Raw genomic sequence first — 17,978 nt, 5'->3', positions numbered from 1 at the left:
TGTAGCCGCGGGCGTAAATGAGGCGGGCGCGGCGCACGATTTGGTCGCTGTGGCGGGTTCTTGGGTTGGCTTCGCCGGATTTGTAGTGGTTGGTCATGTGGTTGCGCTGTTGTTGTTGAGCCGCATGAGGTCGTGGCGGATGGCGTGCAGAACGATTTTTATTTGTGGGTCGAGTGCTCTTGCGAGCGTTTCGAGGGTGTGGAGTTTTTGGGCCAGTTGGTCGATTGGCTGGCGCTTTTTGGGTTGGCGCGGGGGCCGTGGTGCGTGGTCGTTTGCGGCTTCGCAGTTGGGCGCGGCGTCGGGGCGGTGGATGCCTTTGTTGTGGTCGACGGCCACGCGGCCCTCGGCCACGAGGTTGCGGACGGCGGCTTGCAGTTGGTCGGCGGTGTAGCGGCGCTCGGTAAGGTCGCGCAGGCTGTCGATGCTGCGGACGCCGATGCCGTCGAGGGCGCGCAGGACATCGGATTGGATTTCGGCGAAGGTGTTGTTGATGTGGGTGCGCATGGTTAGGCGTTTGCCCCCTCCGCTCCCTCACCCTGCTCATCCGCAACCCGCTCAATCCGCCCATCGGCGTGCAGGTGGGCGATGACGAAGGCGTTGAGAGTGCCGGCGGCGTCGACGACGCGGTAGGCCTGATTGGTTGCGATGGCGACTTCGCGCAGGGCGTCGAGGCGGGGTTGCCAGTCGTCGCCCAGGTTGATGCGGCCCACGTTGATCCAGTACAGGCCCTGTTGGGTTTGCAGTGTCAGCATTGCGGGGCTTCCGGGGTGGTGGTTTCGCGGCTGTGGCGTTCGCGGGCGAGACGGCAGCGGGGGTCGCTGCTGTTCTGCATGGCGCAGAGTTCGGTGAGCAGCTTTTGGCGCTCTTCATCGGACGCTTTGTCGGTAAGGGTGCAGTCGGTGATGGGCGCGTAGCTGAGTGGCCAGCCGCAGGGTATGACTTGGCCGTTGGATACGGCGCCGACCATCCAGTCTTCGCCGCTGGGCTTGTGGTGCACGTAGTCGGCCACGTCGATCTGGTCGCCGGGTTGCGCGGGGCGGTGGTTGCTCATCAGCCGCACCCCCGGCCGGTGACGCCACGATTGGTGTCGCTCACGAAGTGCTGCCAGTACACCCAGCCTTTGGCGCACCAGAAGCCCCAGCGGCGGTACACGGGGCCGGTGATGAAGAGGCTCCAGCAGGGTTTGCCGCCGGGGGTGATGACGAGGCGGTGGCGATGGCTGCCGCTGCGGCGCAGGGTGATGTCACCCGCCTTGCGGACGAGGTGACGGGTGCAGCCGGGGCGGTAGTCCAGCGCGGCGTCTTGCGTCTGGCGGGCGGGCAGCACTTCGGTGTATTCGCCGTTGAGGATGATGCTGATGCTTGCCCAGGGATGGCAGTGCAGGGCGCGGTCTTCGTCGCTGCGGAGAATCTGGTGCAGGTAGATGTTGAGCAGTGGGTTGCGCGGCAGCACGTACCAGCGGCGCATGTAGGGGGCTGTGGCGTGGCCAATGATGAAGTTGGCCGGGCGTTTGTTGGCCCAGGTGGCGAGGCGGTGGAATAGATCGGTGGTGAGGCGCTGGCGCATGAGGTACGCGCCCCGTTGCCGAGGCGGTCTCCGGTGGGCTTAGGGTGAGAAGCTGCCGATGACGGCGGTGGTGACGTGTTCGCGAGTGGCCTCTTGCAGGCGCTCTTTGAACTCGGTGAGGATGTTTTCTTGCTCCTGCTCTTTGCCGACGATGCGCAGCTTGAGTGCGGGGCTGTCGCCGGTGATGACGGACAGGCGCAGCTTGATGTCGCGCACGGTGAAGCCTGTGTACGGCACGGTGGTCAGCAAGAAATGCGTGGGCATTCCGCCGGCGCCCCGGGCTTCGATTTGCTCCAGCGCGCTGCGGCTGGCGCCGAAGTCTTCGTCGGTGTTGGTGACGTCTTTTTTGGCCGCGATGGTGATGTTGCGAATGGCGGCAATGGCGGCGCTCAGCGGCACCTGGTTTTCGCCGTTGAAGGCGGTAAGGTTGCCTGCCCAGTCTTCGGCCCATTCGGCCATTTCGCGCTGGGTGAAGCGGCTGCCGCAGGCCATGAGGGCGGCGGCATAGGCGGCGGTTTCTTTGAGGCTGAGTTGGGCCTTCCAGTCACCATGGCCGGGGTCGTTGGCGTCGCCCAGGTTGAGGTAGGCAATGGCGATGGCTTTGTCAGGGCTGATGAACAGGTCTGACGTTACTTCGCCGGAGTGGTCGCGCAGGTAGGCGGCGAACTCGCTCAGCACGCTGGTGCTGAACTGGCCCCGGAAGCGGCTGCGGCCTTCGCTGAGGTGTTCGATGTCGACCACTTTGCCGTCGATCAGCAGGGCGGGCTTGTGAGTTTCGAGAAAGACCGGCGCGGCGGCTTCGGTGACGAGCTTTTCGATGCGGGTGAGGGTTTCTATGGGGAGCATGTTATCGACCTCCGTCGGTGCGGCCGGTGGCGGCCCCTGCGCCCATTTCGAGCGAGGTTTGGGTGTTGGGGAAAAGGGTGAGGGTGCCGCCGCGGCCCACGTGCAGCGGGGTGGCGGTTTCGTGTTCTTCCACGATTTTTCCGCGCTGTTTCGGCGTGGTGGTTTTGAGGCCGTGCTTCAGGGTGATTTGGCTGCTCTCCTGAATGCGCTCAAGCGTGAAGCTGAGAACGACGGTGCCCTTTTTGCCGGTCTGGCAAACGTTGGCGGCGACGTCGGACAGGGCGTGGTTGATCATTTGCTCAAGCACGCCCCCGTTAAGCTCGCCCAACAGCTGGGCGATGTCGGTGTTGTGGCTGTCAGCCATTGGGGGTGTCTCCGGTGGTGATGGGTGCAGCGGGTTTGAGCCGCACCAGGTGCGGATTTGTGGGGTGTGCGACATGTCGCACCAGATGGGTTTTTTCGGGATGGCGGATGAGCTGTCGGTGTTGCTCCAGCACCCAGATGCACTCGGCGATTTGTTGGGCTTCGTAGTCGTCCATTTCGTCCCGGGTGTTGAGCCATGTGTTGGCCAGCGTTGCGGGGCCGCCGTCGGGTGATTGGTGCAGGCACATGCACTCAATCTCGCTGCGGGCCATGTCGCAGGCGAAGCGCTGCAGGCGGGCGACGTCGTCGGGTGTCATTGCGGGCCCACCTGCTGCGCTTGCAGGCTGTCGCGGTAGGCGATGAGGGTGGTGTGTATGCCTTCGAGCGAGCTGATGATTTCGTCTGCGGTGTGGGGGTGCATTTTGTTGAGCTTTACGCGCCGCGCGCAGTTGTGCCGCTCGATGGCGATGTGCTTTTCAAGCCATTTGATTCTGGCGTTGAGCATGCCGGGGTTGGGGGGCGAGGCCTGCGGCTTGGCGCGGTCGCCGGGCAGTTGCTCGGCATTGGGTAGGGGTTGGTCGTTGTCGGACCAGCGCATGACGCCGTCGCGGTAGTAGTAGCTGCGCGCAACGCCGGTTTGGGCGTCGTAGCGGGTGCCGAAGCCTTTGGTGATGCTCATGCGGCCATCGCCTGTTGTGCGGCTTGCTGCGGGTTGCTGCCGGGTGGTGGGGGCTGTCGGAACGCCCAGGGCAGCAGTTTGCGCAGCGCCCGCTCTGTGTGAATCTCGGCGGCGCTGCCGGTGATTGACAGCCCGGCGATGTAGTCATCGCCCGCCCAGGCATTCACGACCGCCATGGTTGGCTGACCGCCGCAGGCGGCGTAGACGGTGAGGGTGCTGCGGTGCCGGTCGGTGACCGTCAGCGCCGGATTGCCGCTGATGCGGCCAATGCTGATGCGTAGGCCGTTCATGCCCGCGCCGCCTGCTGTGGCAATTGCCGCAGCTCGTAGTTGAGTGGCATTCGGGGGTCGTTGCTGCGCTGCAGGTTGCAGCCGTAGCGGTTGGCCAGGGCGGCAAGGTCGCGCTCAAAGTCGACCACTCGGGTGCCGCGCGGCAGCTCTATAAGGGCGCGGGCAATGCAGGTGGCGGCGGGGCTTTGGGGGTGTTGCGGTTGCTGGGTTTGCATGGGCGGCTCCGGTTGAGAGCTGCACAGTAGTGAACACTAATAATGGTGTCAATAGTAAACGCTAGTCTTGGTGAAAATAAATGCGCACTACGGCATGCTGAGATTCACTTTCTGCCGTCAGGCGGCCATGAAAATAATGAGCATGATCGTGGCAGGCACGGGCCACGATGACCGAGCCAAGCTGATCCGGCTTTACTGCGCCGTCGGCGCCCGCGTCACCCTTCGGCGTGAGCCAGATAATCCCCACGATCCCAACGCGATTGCGGTGCTTCTCCGACGGGGGCCATTTCTGGGATTGATCCCAAGGCGTGCGGTAAAAATCGGGTACGTCAAAGCACCGAGGGCTGTTGGGCTGGCCAAGCTCATGGATCGAGGCTCGCGCCTTGAGGCGTGCGTTGACAGCTTTTGGGCGCCGCCCGATCTGCCGCGCCCTCGCGTAAGCTTAAAATTGCAGATTCAAAGCGATTAGTTACGGGGAGACATTTGCATGGCGCTAATTAAGTGTGCCGCATGCGGGGGCCAGATGAGCAGCGAGGCGGCGGCTTGCCCGACATGCGCCCACCCGCGCAAGCGGGGTGTGACGGTGGGCCAGGTGATCAAATGGATTTTCGTGGCGCCGCTGGCGGTGATGGTTTTTTCGTGTGCTTACATGGCGACCCGCGTGGCTGACACCGTTGAGCCGTCGGTAGCGGAGGCAGCGGGTTCTGACGTCGGCAGTGAGCGGTCTCCGGAGGCAATCGAGGCCGCAGAAATTCTTCAAGGAAAGGCGTGGAAGTATGAGGAATACATCGACGAGCTGACTGGTAAGACGGTCAAGACGGCGACACTTTATTCGACCAACACGGTTGAATTGACCCGGCCGTACGCCAAGCCCCAGCTCGGGAGGATTGTGCTTCGCAGGCATCCCACGCACGGACATGACGTGATGATCAGATTGTTCCGTGGGCAAATACTGTGCTCGGCCTCTCAGGGTTGCGATGTGCCGGTCAGGTTTGATGAGGCAAGTCCGCTGCGCTACACCGGCATCGAACCTGCGGATCACAGCTCCGAATCGCTATTTCTGCGAGAGGTTGATGGCTTTGTTCGTCGTTTGAAGGGCGCGGAGAAGGTGGTGGTCGGGCTGACTTTTTTCCGCGATGGACAGCGCACGCTTCATTTCGAGCCGGGCGGCTTGTCCTGGGATTGATGTGCGCCGGGAGGGCGGGCATCGTATTGCGCAATGCGCTCCATTATCGCAAGGAACATTGAGGCGTCTTGGTCGCTGATTTGCTGGTCGGCGCCCAGCTCCGCCGCGCGGAGCACCATTTTTTTGACCTGTTCGCTTTCGATCCGGGAAAATTGAGTCGATAAAAGGTCGGGATCGCGACCTGAGCGCATGTCCAGATAGCCGGGTGTCATTTTGAGTTGGTGCTCAAGGTTGCGCGCAGCGACCTCCCGGAAAGGCGAGCGACCTGTCAGAAGCTGGTAGGTATAGGACGACGCCACGCCGTAGAAGCGGTCCATTTCGGCCTTGCTGAGGCCCTTCGTGCTCATCCATTCAGCGAGGCGCGCGCGGCGAATCGCGGGCATCGGATCGTCCTCTTTTGCATCTTGACTGCTCATGCTCCAATTATCCGCGTCCGCTTGCGAGCCCGGAAATAGCAAACACTATTGACGGCAACAATAGTGAACACTACAGTTGGCGAATGGACTTCCGCGCTTATTGGTACCAACAGCTTCGCCCGGGGGCGCCCCGCACTGATTTCGCGAGGCGCGTTGAAAGCACTGCCGGGTATCTGAACCTTGTGGCCAGCGGAAACGCTCGTCCGGGTGAGGCCCTTTGCATTCGCATCGAGCGCGAAACCGCTGGAGCGGTCCGCTGTGAGGACCTCCGCGACGATGTGCCTTGGCACGTTGTGCGGTCTGGGGCGAAGCAGCCACCCAGTAGCCAAGCCGCCTGATGCCCCTGCTCTCCCTGCCACTCGCCGATCGGTGTTTGCCATGACCAGCCGGGCCATTGCTGCACTGGCGCGCGATGTCGAGGCCCGAGCGGCGCAGATCAACGCAAACGCTTCGGCTATTTCTGCTTTGGAGGCGGAGGTTCGCGCGCCGCCGAAGGGGATTGCAGTGGTGGGGCGATTGCGAGCGTGGCTTCTGGCTGCATGCCGGGGGCGCACATGAGCCGAATCACTATCAAGTCGAGGCTCGAACTGTGAACGTTCTTGTTCGCAACGAGACCGGTCTGTCAGTGCGGGCCTGTTCGGTCGAGAAGGGTGATGGACAGTTCCTTGAGATATCCATCGGCGCCTTTGACGATTTCGAGGGGCTGACCGGCCGGCAGAACGAAGTCGAGCGCCCATCCGCCAGAAAATACGATTTGGACACGAATGGGCGTGGGTCTGCCGCTGAAATTGATGGTGAATGTCTTCCCGATGGGGGTGTTTGAGATGCCCTCGCGGACGGCTGCAATGACGTCTTCCATGTCTGCCCCTGGTGGTGTGTTCGTTGGTGTGAGAGCCCGAGCGTATCACCGGGGTGCAGGCCTCTTTGTGGGGGTCTGCTGATGCGTTTTGCTCTCCTCCCGCGTGCAGTTGGGTTTTCACTTCCTTGGGCCCTCTGCGCCTGCACGTGGCCTCCCGCTTCCGGTTTCCGGCGGCGGGTTTTTTATTCGTTTGCGTGGCAGGCCCAGTGGTCATGGGCTCACGTTATTCACTGCCGGAGTGCTTGACTATGTTTGGTGATTCACAGGAGCCGCGCTCGGCGGTGTTGTTTCGTGCCTGGTTTGAGATGCACCAGGCGACGGGCTGCAGCATGCAGACGTTTGCGGCGCGGCTGGTGGAGCATTACCACGCGTCGGTGCCGGAGCCTTTGCGGGCGGTGACGTTCAAGGTGGGTGGCGATGTGTTTCGCGATGCCACGACGAACGCGCAGCACGTGGCGCGGTTTATGAACCCTGACGCGACAACGCGGATGCCGGTGGATCTGGAAGAGGCGTGGGTGGCGGCGTTGGGCGGTGAGTACACCGACCGTTGCCGTCGCGATTTGGCGCGCCGCTATGGCTTTTTGGGTGTTTCGATTTCATCGCTCGCGCCGGGCGCTGAGCTGCGTGAGGCGAGTGCGCTGACGGGTGAGTTTGGCGAGGTGCTGAATGCGATGGCGCCCGCGCTGGCCGATGGCCGCATTGACGAGCAGGACTTGCCGCATTTGCCAAAGCTGATTGATCAGTTGGACAACCTGTGCGCGGCGGCGGTGGTGATGCGTAACCGCGCCCAGGCGGTGATGGATGCGTCGAAAGATGCCTGACCTTATGGATGCAGCGCAGGCGCTGGCCTTGGAGCGCCAGGAGGCGTTGAGCCGGGCCGCGCAGTTGCCAGTGCGGCCTATGGGGCCACCGGAGTGTGGTGATTGCGGCAATGACATTCCTGAGCGGCGGCGTGCGCTTGGGGCGGTGTTGTGTGTGCCGTGTGCGGAGGCAATTGAGCGGGTTGGACGGCACTTTGCAGGGGGGCGCCGATGAGTACGCGAATTATGTCGTTGGTGTGGCCGTTGCAGATGAGTGCGGCACAGAAGGCGGTGTTGGTGAGTTTGGCCGATCAGGCGAATGATGATGGTGTTTGCTGGCCATCAGTGACGACGCTTTGTGAGCGGACGTGCCTGTCGCCGCGCTCTGTTCAGCGGGCGCTTGCTTGTCTGATTGAGTCGGGTTTTGTGGCGGTGGATCAGCGCTCGGGCAGGAGCACGATTTACCGGATTTCGGTATCCCGCGAGGCGAGTTATTCACAGCCCAACCCCCGTCACAGTGTCACCCCCGTCACAGTGTCACCCCCGTCACAGTGTCACCCCCACCCCCGTCAGAGTGACGGGGGACCCCCGTCACAGTGGCACCCCACCCCCGTCACAGTGACGGGGCTTAACCGTAAAGGAACCGTAAAGGAACCATTAACAGCTTGTCCGGAGCAAACGGTTTCGGCGGCTGTTGGTGCTGAGCAACTGTCTCCACGGCCAACCGGCATCCCGCTGAAAAACGGGGAGTCGTGGTGGCCGAGTGACGCGGCGTTGGCGAAGTACCGCATGGCGTTTCCCGGTTGCGATGTGGCCGCGCAGCTTCGGCGGATGGTGGCGTGGTGTGAGGCGAACCCGAAGCGGCGCAAGACACCAGCGGGGATCGAGCGGATGGTGCAGTCGTGGTTGGCGCGGGCTGAGCTTGATCCTCGGCAACGGCGGGCTGCGAGTAACCCGCTGATGCTGGGGGAGCAGGACTACGGGGCGCCGCTATGAGCGAGGCGCGTCGCCTGTCGAACGTGTTGCCGTTGCCGCTGACGGAGCGGTTGTCCGAGGTGGCTGGGTTGGCCTGCTGCGTGGTGCACCGGCACGAGTACCGGGTGCGGGTGTTTGCTGGCCGTGCGAGCGGCTGCGCCGCGTGTGCCGCTGCGGATATGGCGGCGGTGTCTCGCGAGGAGCAGTTGCAGGCTCGGGCGGGGTGGGTGGATGCGGCGATGCAGGCCTGCGGGTTGCCACCGCGCTATCAGTGCTTCGGCATGGCCGATCTGCGGGCCGATGATGCGGAGGCGTTGGGTGTCTGGTTGGCGGATGCGCTGGCCGGTGGTGATGGTGCGCTGGTGCTGTTGGGCCCGGTGGGTGTGGGCAAGACGGCAGCGGCGGCGGCGTTGCTGCGTGAGCTGATTGGCGGTGGCAAGCGGGTGAGGTACGTGACGGCTGCCGGGTTGCTGGATGCCATCCGCGCCACGTGGGGCAGATTGGCCCAGCAGCGCGAGGACCAGGTGTTGGCGCCGTATCTGGCTGCCGACGTGCTGGTTCTGGATGACGTGGGCGCGAGCCGTGGCGTGGAGAACGATGCCTGGCGGTTGGCCGGGTTGCTGGGTGAGCGGTATGACCAGCTGCGCCCGACGGTGGTGGTGAGCAACCTGAGCCCCGCGAACCTGATCCCGGTGATTGGTGAGCGCGCTTTCGACCGTTTGCGTGACGCGGGGATGAAGGTGGTGATTAACGGCAAGAGCCGCCGCGCGTCGCGGTCATCCATGAACGGGAGCGAGTGATGGGCGTGCGCCTGAAGTCTGTTGACGACAGGGTGTTTGCCCTGGTGCTTGAGCGTTGGTCTGAGTGGCTGATGCAGTTCTATGCGCCGCCGCGTGCGTCGACCGCTGGGCCTGCTGCGGGTGAGGGTGACGGTGATGTGTGGGCGGCGGTGTCGCGTGCGGCGCGGTCGAACACTGAGCACGCCGACGCGGTGCTGGCTGGGCTGCTGAGTGATGAGCGGCGGCAGTGCAGTTGGCCGGCGAGCATCCATGCGGCGGTCTGCGACATGCCCAAGGCCCACCAGCTGGTGCTGCTGGGCACCGCACTCAAGGTGCCCCAGGCGCAGGTGGGTGATGCCTTGGGTGTGCGTCAGCAATTCGTGAGTGAGTTGCTGGCAATTGCGCGACAGACGTTGATGATGCGGGTCTATGGATTGGGTGAAACGGTCATAATTCTCAACAGAGTCATGGGCTTGGGTCTGTATCACGAGCATGTTGGTTGCATCGCCGGTAAACGCATGGCATAAAACGCCATCGGTGGATTCAGCACCCGCAACAAATACAAAGCCCGGCCAAGCGCTGGGCTTTTGCGTTAAGGGCTTACGACATGGGCGCAGCAGCACCAAGGCCGTGCAGGTATCCGGCATGCGGTGCACTGGTCTACAACGCCGAGCGAGCTGGGTACTGCGAACGGCATCAGTCAGCCGTGCGACGCGAGGTGGATCGCAACCGCGACACCGAGGCGCGCAAGCTCTACACCTACCGCTGGCGCATGACGGCCAAGGCTTTCTTGGTTCGGCATCCGATCTGCGAATGCACTGAATGCCAGCAGGCAGGCAGGGTGCTTGCCGCGACAGTGGTTGACCACGTGGTGCCGCACCGTGGTGACCGCGCGCTGTTCTGGGATCGCAACAACTGGCAGGCGATGTCCAAGCCCTGCCATGACCGTAAAACCGCAACTGAGGATGGCGGCTTCGGCCGCTGACCCCAGGCCCCTCAAAAGTCTGAAACCTCGACCGCTCTACACCGTCGTGCCAGTGTTTATTTGGGTTTCGGGAAATGTGGAGGGGGGGTATTCAGGGTTGGGGTGAGGTTGGTGGTTTGATCGATGTGAGGTGATTGGTTTTCGTGAGGCTGGGTCTGACGACCTGGCCTTTTTTGTGGGCTGCGCTCAACAGGAGGGCGACAGATGGCAGGACGAGTCGGGCGCCCGGCGCTCCCCAGTAACGTGGTGCAGCTGCGGGGCAACCCCAGCAAGAAGCCGATGGCGACGCTGCTCGATGAGTTCGCGCCCGACGTCGAGCTGCCCGGCCTGCCCGCCTGGGTGCAGGGCGAGGCCCGTACCGAGTACCGCCGCCTGGGCAAAGAGCTTGAGCGCTACGGCCTGGTCTCGAAGATCGACCGTGGCGTGCTCGTCATGCTGGCCACCGAGTGGGGCCGATACGTGTGGGCGGAGAAGCGCATCGCCGAAGTCAACGCCGAAGACCCGCAGGGTGAGCGCGGCCTGATCGACCGCACCCCCAACGACTACCGCGTCGTGTCGGTGTACGAACAGATCCGGCGCCAGTCGCAGACCATGTACCTCAAGCTGGCCAGCGAGTTCGGCCTCACGCCCGCCTCGCGCACCCGCGTCAAGCCCGGATCGCCGCAACTGCACCTGCCCGGCATGACGCCCGCCAACGGCGACGCCGCCCAGCTGCCCAGCCTCGCGAGCTTCGCATGACGCACAACCCGCCCGAGTCCGCAACGCACATCACGTTCGCGGCACGGGCGGAGCGTTACGCGCACGCCGTGCTCAGCGGCGAAGTGGTGGCGGGCAAGTTCGTGAGGGCCGCTTGCCGCCGCCATCTGGATGACCTCGCCCGGTCCGAGAACGACCCCGCCTGGCCGTACCGGTTTGACGTTGAGCGCGCCGGGCGGCCCTGCCATTTCATTCAGTGCCTGCCGCACATCAAGGGCGAGTGGGCGCGCCTTCGCCTGATCAACGGCGTGCTCACCCGGCCGCGCATCGTGCTGGGTGACTGGCAGGTGTTTCTGGTGGGCGTGATGTTCGGCTGGGTGCATCGCGAAACCGGCCTGCGCCGCTTCCGCCGCGTGTACTTCGAGGTGGCGCGCAAGAATGCCAAGTCCACCCTGTGCGCAGGGCTGGCGCTGTACCTGATGGCCGCCGATGACGAACCCGGTGCCGAGGTCTACAGCGCCGCGACGAAAGAGGAACAGGCCCGCATCGTCTGGAACGACGCAGTGGAAATGGTGCGGCTCGAACCCGAGTTCCGCGCCATGCCGCCCTATGGCCTCGGCTGCGACAGCACCACCCAGGCCGTGTTTCGCCGCGACACCGCCAGCAAGTACCGCCCGCTGGGGCGCGACAGCAAGTCGCAGGACGGCCTCAACGTGCACGCCTTCATCGCGGACGAGCTGCACGCCTGGAAGGATCGCGGCCTGTACGACGTGCTCGATAGCGCCACCGGCGCGCGCGAACAACCGCTTGGCATCGCCATCACCACCGCCGGCTACAACACCGCCGGCGTGTGCTACGAACAGCGCGGCTACCTGGTGCGCGTGCTCAACAGCACCCTGCTGGCGCACGGCGGCATGGGCTACCGCGTCGAAGGTGACGCCCTGGTAGACGACACCGTGTTCGGCCTCATCTACACCCTCGACAGCGGCTACGCCGAAGACGACCGCCCCGACGACGAATGGGCCGACGAGGCCAACTGGATCAAGGCCAACCCCAACCTGGGCGTATCGGTCTCGGTTGCGGACCTACGCGCCAAGCGCGACAAGGCCGTGGCCAGCCCGCAGTCGCAGCCGGAGTTCCGCACCAAGGCCTGCAACCAATGGCTGGCCGCCGAATCGTCGTGGATGGACATGGCCAAGTGGGACGCCTGCGCCGACACCAGCCTCACGCTCGACCAGTTCACCGGCGAGCCCTGCTATGTCGCGCTGGACGCCGCGTTCCGCACCGACATTTTCGCCAAGGTGCGCGTGTTCCGGCGTGACGATCACTACTACGCGTTCGGCGACTACTGGCTGCCCGACGCCAAGGCCGACCCGCGCGAACACCCCGAAATGTACGGCTTCGCGCAGGGCGGTCACCTGCACCTGTCGCCCGGCCCGGTGCTTGACATCGAGCTGGTGCGCGACTCACTGCAAGCAGACCGCAACCGCTTCGAAGTGCGCGAGGTGCCGTACGACCCCGCGCACCTTTCTCAGTTCTCCAGCGAGATGCTGGAACAGGGCGCGCCCATGGTGGAGCTGCGCCCGCTGGTCATGAATTTCAGCGAGCCCATGAAGCACATTCAAGAGCTCGTGCTGCAGGGCAAGTTTCACCACAACGGCGACCCCGTGCTGCGCTGGATGATCACCAACGTGGTCTGCCACCGCGACGCCAAAGACAACATTTACCCGCGCAAGCCCGAGAACCAGGAGCAGCGAAAGATCGATGGTGTGATCGCGCTGATCATGGCCACCGCGCGGGCCATGGTGCAGCAAGCACCCAAGCGCTCGGTCTACGAAGACCGCGGCGTACTGGAGATCTAACCCATGCCGCAACAACGCAAGCCCATCGCCCGCCAGGTGATCGGGCTGGGCGCCGCCGTGGCCGGTGGTGGCTGCCTCATCGCCGCTGGCTTTCTGGTTGACCTGTCGCTGGGCCTGTTCGCCACCGGTGTGTGCCTGGTGTACTTGGCGCGGAGCATCGCCGAATGAGCTGGCTCGGCAACCTCTTCGCCGGATCGTTCGGCCCGTCGCAGTCGGTCAGCGATGGTGGCCACTGGATGTTCCGTGGCTTCGGCGGCCGGACCGAGTCGGGCGTTTCCGTCAACCAGTTCACGGCCATGAACCTGCCGGTGGTGTACGCCGCCATCAGCCGCATTGCCGACAGCGTGGGCATGTTGCCGTTCCACGTGTATCGCAGCTCGGGTGGCCGCACCGAAATGCAGCCGGGGCACCGCATCACACGCTTGCTGCGTGACCGGCCCAACCCCTACATGAACGCCTTCACGTTCAAACAAACCCTGCTCAGCCATGCGCTGGGCTGGGGCAACGGCTACTGGGAGAACGAACTAAACGGGCGCGGTGAAACCGTCGCCCTGTGGCCGCTGCTGCCCGACGTGACGTATCCGCAGCGCGACCCCAACGAGCCGCAGCACATCCGCTACCAGACGCAGGTGAGCGGTCAATCGTTTTCGCTGGACCCCGACCGCGTGGTGCACCTCAAGGCGTTGGGGCACGACGGCTACCTGGGCTATTCCCCCATCACCCTGGCTCGCAACGCCATCGGCATGGGTGTGGCCATGGAGACGTTTGGCGGCAAGTTCTTCGCCAACGAGGCGCGCAGCGGCGGCTTTGTGCAGCACCCGCTGTCGCTCAGCCCGCAGGCGCAAAAGAACCTGGCCGACAGCGTGGCTGCACAGGGCGGGCTCGACAGTGCCCACCGCATCAAGGTGCTCGAAGAGGGCGCCAAGTTCATCCCGACAACGGTCAGCCCGGACGATGCCCAGTTCGTCGGCTCGCGCAGCTTCCAGATTGCCGAAATCGCCCGCATGTACAACGTGCCGTTGGCCATGCTGCAAGAGGCCTCGGGCACCAGTAACTGGGGCAGCGGCATCGAACAACTGATGATCGGCTTCGTTGTCTACACCCTCGGGCCGTGGATCGCGCAGATGGAGCTGGAGTTCGACGAAAAGCTGTTCACCGAAACCGAGCGCGCGCAGGGCTACTACGTCAAGTGCAGCACCCAGGCGCTGCTGCGCGGCGACATGGCCGCCCGCGTCGCCTTCTACAAAGGCATGCGCGAGGTCGGGGCGTTTAGCGCCAACGACGTGCGCGAGCTGGAAGACCGCAACACCGAACCCGGCCTCGACGGCTACCACCGCCCCGGCAACTGGGTGCCGGTGGATGCGCCCGCGCCGGGCACCACTGCGGCCACCGCCCCGGCGCGCGCGCCGGTTGACGAAGACACCACCGAGGTCACCGAATGAAATACGCCCACCTGCTCATGTACGCCGCCAGCCGCACCTGGGCCATGGACCCGGACAAGCTCACGGCCATGCTCGCCGCGCTCAAGATCAAGGCTCAGGGCGGCGACCTGGAGTTCGATGCCGAGCCCGACAACGGCGGTGTGCACTACCTGGCCAACAACGCCAAGGTCACGCCCGGCAAGGCCGCCAGCATTGCCGGTGCCTCGGGCAGTGTGGCCGTGCTGCCGGTGCGTGGCGTGCTCACGCACCGCATGGGCTCGCTGCAAGAAAGCAGCGGAAACACCACCTACGAACGGCTCGGCAGCGAGCTGCGCCAACTCAAGAACAACGATGCCGTGAAGGCCATCGTGCTTGACATCAACAGCCCCGGCGGCGTCACCGACGGCGTTGTCGAGCTGGCCGCCGAGCTGCGTGGCCTGCGTGGCGGCAAGCCCATCGTGGGCAGCGTCAACGCCACCGCCGCCAGCGCCGCGTACTGGATTGCCGCGCAGCTTGACGACGTGGCCGTCACCCCTTCCGGCAGCGTCGGCAGCATCGGCGTGTGGACCCTGCACGAAGACGTTAGCGCCTACCTGGAGCAACTGGGCGTGAAGGACACCCTCATCAGCGCCGGTAAGTACAAGGTCGAGGGCAACCCCTACGAACCCCTCAGCGAAGAGGCGAAGGCCGCCATCCAGGCTGACGTTGACGCCTTTCACGGCATGTTCATTGACGACGTGGCCGCAGGCCGTGGCGTGGCCACCAGCGTGGTGCGCGAACAGTTCGGCCAGGGCCGCATGGTGCTGGCGGCCGATGCCGTCAAGCGCGGCATGGCCGACCGGGTCGCCAGCCTTGAAGAAACCCTGAATCGCTACGGCGCCACCCTGCACGGCGGTGCCTCGGCCCCAACGCGGGCGCGCGCCGCCCGCATGGCCATTCGCCGCATGGGCGGCTAGCAGCCCTCACCTTTCCCGGCCTTCGGGCCATCACGTTCGCTCCCGTCACCGACCGGGGGCTGGGCGGCTTTATGCCTGTCGGTATCAACTGGAGTTTCCAAAATGCTCAAAGCACTGCTCGAAAAGCGGGCTGCACTCATCGATGAGATGAATGCGCTCGTGAACGGGGCCGAAGCCGACGATCGCGACCTGTCTGACGACGAGCAGGCGCAGTTCGAAACGCTCAAGGCCGAACACGCTGCCATCGAAAAGCGCATTGCCCGCGCCGATGATGTCAGCACCCTCACGGCAACCGCCACCCAACCGCGTAACAGCACCCGCAACATTGCCGGGGCTGACATTGCCAACGCGCCCGGCGCTGCTGCCCCGGCCGCCGCGCGTGAGTTTGAAAGCCTCGGCGAGTTCATGGTGACGATTGCGCGCAACCGTGACGACCAGCGCCTGGCCGCCATGTACCACGAGCGCAAGGCGGATCAGCGCATGGACGATGGCCCCAGCGGCGGCTTTGCCGTACCCACCCAGTTCGTGGGTGAGATGCTGCGGGTTGAGGCGCAAGACGCCATGTTCCGGCCGCGCGCCCGCGTCATCCCGGCAGGCTCGCCGCCGGATGCCGCCGTCACCATGCCCGCGCTCGATCAGGACACCGGCGCCACCGGCACCTCTGCCCGCGGCGGCGTCAAAACCACGTGGATCGGCGAGGGCGCACAAAAGCCCAAGACCGACGCCAAGCTGCGCCAGATCACCCTGGAGCCCAAAGAAGTCGCGGCCACCCTGGAGGTCACCGACAAGTTGCTGCGCAACTGGCAGGCGGCGGGTCCGGTGCTGCAGGGCTTGATGCGTGATGCCGTCATCGCAGCTGAGGAAGATGCCTTCCTCAACGGCAACGGCATTGCCAAGCCCATGGGTCTGATCAACGCGCCGGCCACCGTCACGGTGTCGCGCGGTGCCAGCGGCATCACCTACGCCAACCTCACCGCCATGCTGGGCAAGTTGCTGATGCGCGGTGGCACGCCCATCTGGACGGCGTCGCAAAGCGAGCTGACCACGCTCATGCGCATCAAGGACGACGAAGGCAACTTCATCTGGCAGCCCAACGCCCGCGAAGGCGTGCCGCAAACGCTGCTGGGCTATCCGCTGTTGTGGAACGAGTTCAGCCCGCTGGCTGATGCCAAGGGCAGCCTCGCCCTGGCCAACCTCAGCTACTACCTGATCAAGGACGGCAGCGGCCCGTTTGTGGCGGCCAGCGAGCACGTCAAGTTCGAAGAGAACAAGACCGTGTTCAAAGTGTTCTGGAACGTCGACGGCCAGCCCTGGCTCACCAAACCGTTTAAGCAAGAGAAGGGCTACGAGGTATCGCCCTTCATCGTGCTCGGCGCGGCCTAACCCCAACGCGGCACCGGACCCGGCCCCTCGCGGGGCTGGGCTCCAACCCTCTATTTGGAGAATCGCAACATGAATATCACCCACGGCAAAGCGACGGACTTCGTCGCCTTCAAGGCCGGGCCGACGACTGCTGATGCCAGCACCGCCGCCACCGGCCCGTATCACAGCATCAGCGGCGCGCGGCAGTTCTCGGGCGTCGCCAGCGTGCCGGCGGTTTTGCAGGGCAGCACGGTCACCGTGCGGCTGCTGCAGGCCACGGCGGCGGGCGGCACCGGCAGCAAGCTGCTGGCCGAAACCGAAGTCGTCATCCCCGAAGATGACCCGGCCATCACCGCGCCGTACACCGTCACCGTCAACGCGGTCGACTCCGCCCTTGACGACGCCGGGGGCTTCGCCTTCGTCGCTGTAGAGGTCGAAACCAGCGTTGCTGTGGCCGCCTCTGGCCTGCTCATGCTCAGCGGGCTGCGCTACAGCCCCGAGCCGCAGGCGGGCGTGCAGTAACGCGCTTCACCGTTGCACGCGCCGCCTGGCTTCGCTCGGGCGGCGCCTTTCCCAAATTCCCGGAGTAACCACCATGGCCTGCCAGAGTTGCCAGAAACGGCGGGAGGCGCTCAAGCGCCTCGCCAAAAAGCTGCTGCCTGAAAAGCGCGTGGCCACTCCACCGGTTGAGCGCGGCTGATGCGCTACGGCCTCACCGAGCTGCCCAACGACCCGGCGCCCGCGCCGCTGCTCACGCTGGACGAAGCCAAGCTGCACCTGCGCGTTGATCACGATGCTGAAGACACGCTCATCGAAGCGCAGGTGCTGGCCGCTGCGCGCATGGCGGAGCAGTACACCCGCCGCGCCTTCGTGGCGCGCTCGTTCGAGATGACGCTTGAGGCCTTTCCCGGCAGCGCCTGGGTGGGTGCCTACGCCGCGCAGGATGGCGAGGTGTGGCCGCCGCGCTTCGGCAGCCTTACGACAGCAGACCGCTTCCCCGCTGCCATCGTGTTGCCGCTGGGGCCGCTGCTCAGCGTCACCAGCATCACCTACATGAGCCTGGACCTGGACGCAGAAGGCCAGCCCACCAGCAAGACCATCACCGGCTATCAGGCCAGCAACAGCAGCTGGCCGCCGCGCATCCTGCCGCGCTACAGCGAGTGCTGGCCCTGCGTGGCGGCGGTGCCCGAGGCGGTGCGCATCGAGTTCGTCGCGGGCTATGGCGAGCCCGCCGCCGTGCCGCAAGACATCAAGGCGGGCGTCAAGCTCATCCTCGGCAGCCTGCACGAGCACCGCGAAGACCAGGTGATGGGCACCGTCAACGAACTGCCGCAGGGCGCCAAGGCGCTGCTGTCGCCCTACCGGATATTCCGGCTATGAGGGCCGGGCCGCTGCGGCGCCGCATCGAGGTGCAGCAACGCATCGAAACGCAGATTGCCGGTGGCGAACCGGTGTGGACGTGGCAGCCGGTCGAAACCCTGTGGGCAGAGATCAGCAGCCTGTCGGGCCGTGAGCTGTTCGTGGCCCAACAGGTGGCCAGCGAGGTGACCACCCGCATTCGCATTCGTATGTGCCCGCACGTCAAGCCCAAGATGCGCGCCGTCGAAACCGTGGCCGGCGTGCCGACCTATTACGACATCACCGCCGTGCTGCCGGATGAGCGGCGCACCTACATCAACCTCATGTGCGTCGTTCGCGGCGCAGATGGCTGGAGGGGCTGAC

General features: G+C 64.8%; 27 protein-coding genes. 15 read left to right on the top strand and 12 right to left on the bottom strand.

Annotated features, from left to right (window positions below; all coding sequences use genetic code 11):
* Window positions 1–93: 93 nt before the first annotated feature.
* From AACZ75_RS15085 to AACZ75_RS15040, 10 genes are read right to left on the bottom strand one after another with little or no spacing between them, the layout of a single operon-like run.
* A complete protein-coding gene (locus tag AACZ75_RS15085) occupies window positions 94–504 on the bottom strand; it encodes a hypothetical protein (RefSeq protein WP_339873972.1) in 411 nt (136 codons plus the stop codon).
* A gap of 2 nt (window positions 505–506) precedes the next feature.
* Window positions 507–752, bottom strand: coding sequence for a hypothetical protein (locus tag AACZ75_RS15080; RefSeq protein ID WP_339873971.1), 246 nt, complete (start codon window positions 750–752; stop codon window positions 507–509).
* Window positions 746–1,051 carry a hypothetical protein gene (locus AACZ75_RS15075; protein ID WP_339873970.1) on the bottom strand — a complete coding sequence of 102 codons (306 nt, stop codon included), beginning with the start codon at window positions 1,049–1,051 and terminating at the stop codon, window positions 746–748. The genes AACZ75_RS15080 and AACZ75_RS15075 overlap by 7 nt, the downstream gene beginning before the upstream one ends.
* Window positions 1,051–1,566, bottom strand: coding sequence for a hypothetical protein (locus tag AACZ75_RS15070; protein WP_339873969.1), 516 nt, complete (start codon window positions 1,564–1,566; stop codon window positions 1,051–1,053). Before AACZ75_RS15070 ends, AACZ75_RS15075 begins: the two co-directional genes overlap by 1 nt.
* Before the next feature lie 39 nt (window positions 1,567–1,605).
* Complete coding sequence (locus AACZ75_RS15065; RefSeq protein WP_339873967.1) at window positions 1,606–2,412, bottom strand: DUF2303 family protein; 807 nt, start codon at window positions 2,410–2,412, stop codon at window positions 1,606–1,608.
* A gap of 1 nt (window position 2,413) precedes the next feature.
* Window positions 2,414–2,776 (bottom strand): hypothetical protein, encoded by a 363-nt coding sequence (locus AACZ75_RS15060; RefSeq protein ID WP_339873965.1) that lies wholly within the window; start codon window positions 2,774–2,776, stop codon window positions 2,414–2,416.
* Window positions 2,769–3,092 carry a hypothetical protein gene (locus AACZ75_RS15055; protein WP_339873964.1) on the bottom strand — a complete coding sequence of 108 codons (324 nt, stop codon included), beginning with the start codon at window positions 3,090–3,092 and terminating at the stop codon, window positions 2,769–2,771. The genes AACZ75_RS15060 and AACZ75_RS15055 overlap by 8 nt, the downstream gene beginning before the upstream one ends.
* Complete coding sequence (locus AACZ75_RS15050) at window positions 3,089–3,454, bottom strand: hypothetical protein (protein ID WP_339873962.1); 366 nt, start codon at window positions 3,452–3,454, stop codon at window positions 3,089–3,091. Before AACZ75_RS15050 ends, AACZ75_RS15055 begins: the two co-directional genes overlap by 4 nt.
* Window positions 3,451–3,744: a hypothetical protein gene (locus AACZ75_RS15045; RefSeq protein WP_339873961.1), complete on the bottom strand. Its 294-nt coding sequence runs from the start codon at window positions 3,742–3,744 to the stop codon at window positions 3,451–3,453. The genes AACZ75_RS15050 and AACZ75_RS15045 overlap by 4 nt, the downstream gene beginning before the upstream one ends.
* Window positions 3,741–3,959 (bottom strand): hypothetical protein, encoded by a 219-nt coding sequence (locus tag AACZ75_RS15040; protein ID WP_339873959.1) that lies wholly within the window; start codon window positions 3,957–3,959, stop codon window positions 3,741–3,743. The genes AACZ75_RS15045 and AACZ75_RS15040 overlap by 4 nt, the downstream gene beginning before the upstream one ends.
* A 94-nt stretch (window positions 3,960–4,053) precedes the next feature.
* Here AACZ75_RS15040 and AACZ75_RS15035 point away from each other — a divergent pair, with 94 nt between their 5' ends.
* Entirely contained in the window at window positions 4,054–4,428 is a 375-nt protein-coding gene (locus tag AACZ75_RS15035) for an HIRAN domain-containing protein (RefSeq protein WP_339873958.1), read from the top strand.
* A gap of 54 nt (window positions 4,429–4,482) precedes the next feature.
* Window positions 4,483–5,145: a hypothetical protein gene (locus tag AACZ75_RS15030; RefSeq protein WP_339873957.1), complete on the top strand. Its 663-nt coding sequence runs from the start codon at window positions 4,483–4,485 to the stop codon at window positions 5,143–5,145.
* Here AACZ75_RS15030 and AACZ75_RS15025 read toward each other — a convergent pair.
* Complete coding sequence (locus AACZ75_RS15025) at window positions 5,112–5,561, bottom strand: hypothetical protein (protein WP_339873955.1); 450 nt, start codon at window positions 5,559–5,561, stop codon at window positions 5,112–5,114. The two genes, AACZ75_RS15030 and AACZ75_RS15025, sit on opposite strands and share 34 nt — an antisense overlap.
* 622 nt (window positions 5,562–6,183) lie before the next feature.
* Entirely contained in the window at window positions 6,184–6,420 is a 237-nt protein-coding gene (locus AACZ75_RS15020; RefSeq protein WP_339873954.1) for a hypothetical protein, read from the bottom strand.
* 248 nt (window positions 6,421–6,668) lie between these two features.
* Here AACZ75_RS15020 and AACZ75_RS15015 point away from each other — a divergent pair, with 248 nt between their 5' ends.
* From AACZ75_RS15015 to AACZ75_RS14955, 13 genes are all read left to right on the top strand, one after another.
* On the top strand, window positions 6,669–7,241 hold the full coding sequence (locus AACZ75_RS15015; protein ID WP_339873952.1) for a hypothetical protein: 573 nt from the start codon (window positions 6,669–6,671) through the stop codon (window positions 7,239–7,241).
* 971 nt (window positions 7,242–8,212) lie between these two features.
* A complete protein-coding gene (locus AACZ75_RS15010; RefSeq protein ID WP_339873950.1) occupies window positions 8,213–8,995 on the top strand; it encodes an ATP-binding protein in 783 nt (260 codons plus the stop codon).
* Window positions 8,995–9,501, top strand: a complete 507-nt coding sequence (locus AACZ75_RS15005; protein WP_339873949.1) for a hypothetical protein — start codon at window positions 8,995–8,997, stop codon at window positions 9,499–9,501. Before AACZ75_RS15010 ends, AACZ75_RS15005 begins: the two co-directional genes overlap by 1 nt.
* Window positions 9,502–9,692: 191 nt before the next feature.
* Entirely contained in the window at window positions 9,693–9,959 is a 267-nt protein-coding gene (locus AACZ75_RS15000; protein WP_339873948.1) for an HNH endonuclease, read from the top strand.
* Between the two features lie 279 nt (window positions 9,960–10,238).
* A complete protein-coding gene (locus AACZ75_RS14995; protein WP_339873947.1) occupies window positions 10,239–10,697 on the top strand; it encodes a P27 family phage terminase small subunit in 459 nt (152 codons plus the stop codon).
* Window positions 10,694–12,517 carry a terminase TerL endonuclease subunit gene (locus AACZ75_RS14990; protein ID WP_339873946.1) on the top strand — a complete coding sequence of 608 codons (1,824 nt, stop codon included), beginning with the start codon at window positions 10,694–10,696 and terminating at the stop codon, window positions 12,515–12,517. The genes AACZ75_RS14995 and AACZ75_RS14990 overlap by 4 nt, the downstream gene beginning before the upstream one ends.
* A gap of 3 nt (window positions 12,518–12,520) precedes the next feature.
* Window positions 12,521–12,685, top strand: a complete 165-nt coding sequence (locus AACZ75_RS14985; RefSeq protein WP_339873945.1) for a hypothetical protein — start codon at window positions 12,521–12,523, stop codon at window positions 12,683–12,685.
* Window positions 12,682–13,959, top strand: coding sequence for a phage portal protein (locus tag AACZ75_RS14980; RefSeq protein WP_339873944.1), 1,278 nt, complete (start codon window positions 12,682–12,684; stop codon window positions 13,957–13,959). The genes AACZ75_RS14985 and AACZ75_RS14980 overlap by 4 nt, the downstream gene beginning before the upstream one ends.
* Window positions 13,956–14,894 (top strand): S49 family peptidase, encoded by a 939-nt coding sequence (locus AACZ75_RS14975; protein WP_339873942.1) that lies wholly within the window; start codon window positions 13,956–13,958, stop codon window positions 14,892–14,894. The genes AACZ75_RS14980 and AACZ75_RS14975 overlap by 4 nt, the downstream gene beginning before the upstream one ends.
* Before the next feature lie 102 nt (window positions 14,895–14,996).
* A complete protein-coding gene (locus tag AACZ75_RS14970; RefSeq protein WP_339873940.1) occupies window positions 14,997–16,277 on the top strand; it encodes a phage major capsid protein in 1,281 nt (426 codons plus the stop codon).
* Window positions 16,278–16,346: 69 nt separating this feature from the next.
* The gene (locus AACZ75_RS14965) at window positions 16,347–16,778 is read left to right on the top strand and encodes a hypothetical protein (protein WP_339873938.1); all 432 of its coding nucleotides are present in this window, start codon (window positions 16,347–16,349) and stop codon (window positions 16,776–16,778) included.
* A 177-nt stretch (window positions 16,779–16,955) separates the two neighbouring features.
* Entirely contained in the window at window positions 16,956–17,636 is a 681-nt protein-coding gene (locus AACZ75_RS14960; protein ID WP_339873936.1) for a head-tail connector protein, read from the top strand.
* Window positions 17,633–17,977: a phage head closure protein gene (locus AACZ75_RS14955; RefSeq protein ID WP_339873935.1), complete on the top strand. Its 345-nt coding sequence runs from the start codon at window positions 17,633–17,635 to the stop codon at window positions 17,975–17,977. Before AACZ75_RS14960 ends, AACZ75_RS14955 begins: the two co-directional genes overlap by 4 nt.
* Window position 17,978 lies beyond the last annotated feature (1 nt).

It is taken from the genome of uncultured Brevundimonas sp., from assembly GCF_963975535.1.
Taxonomy (GTDB): Bacteria; Pseudomonadota; Alphaproteobacteria; order Caulobacterales; family Caulobacteraceae; genus Brevundimonas.
The sequence above is the reverse complement of the archived record's forward strand: the minus strand, read 5'-3'. Positions and strand labels throughout refer to the sequence as shown.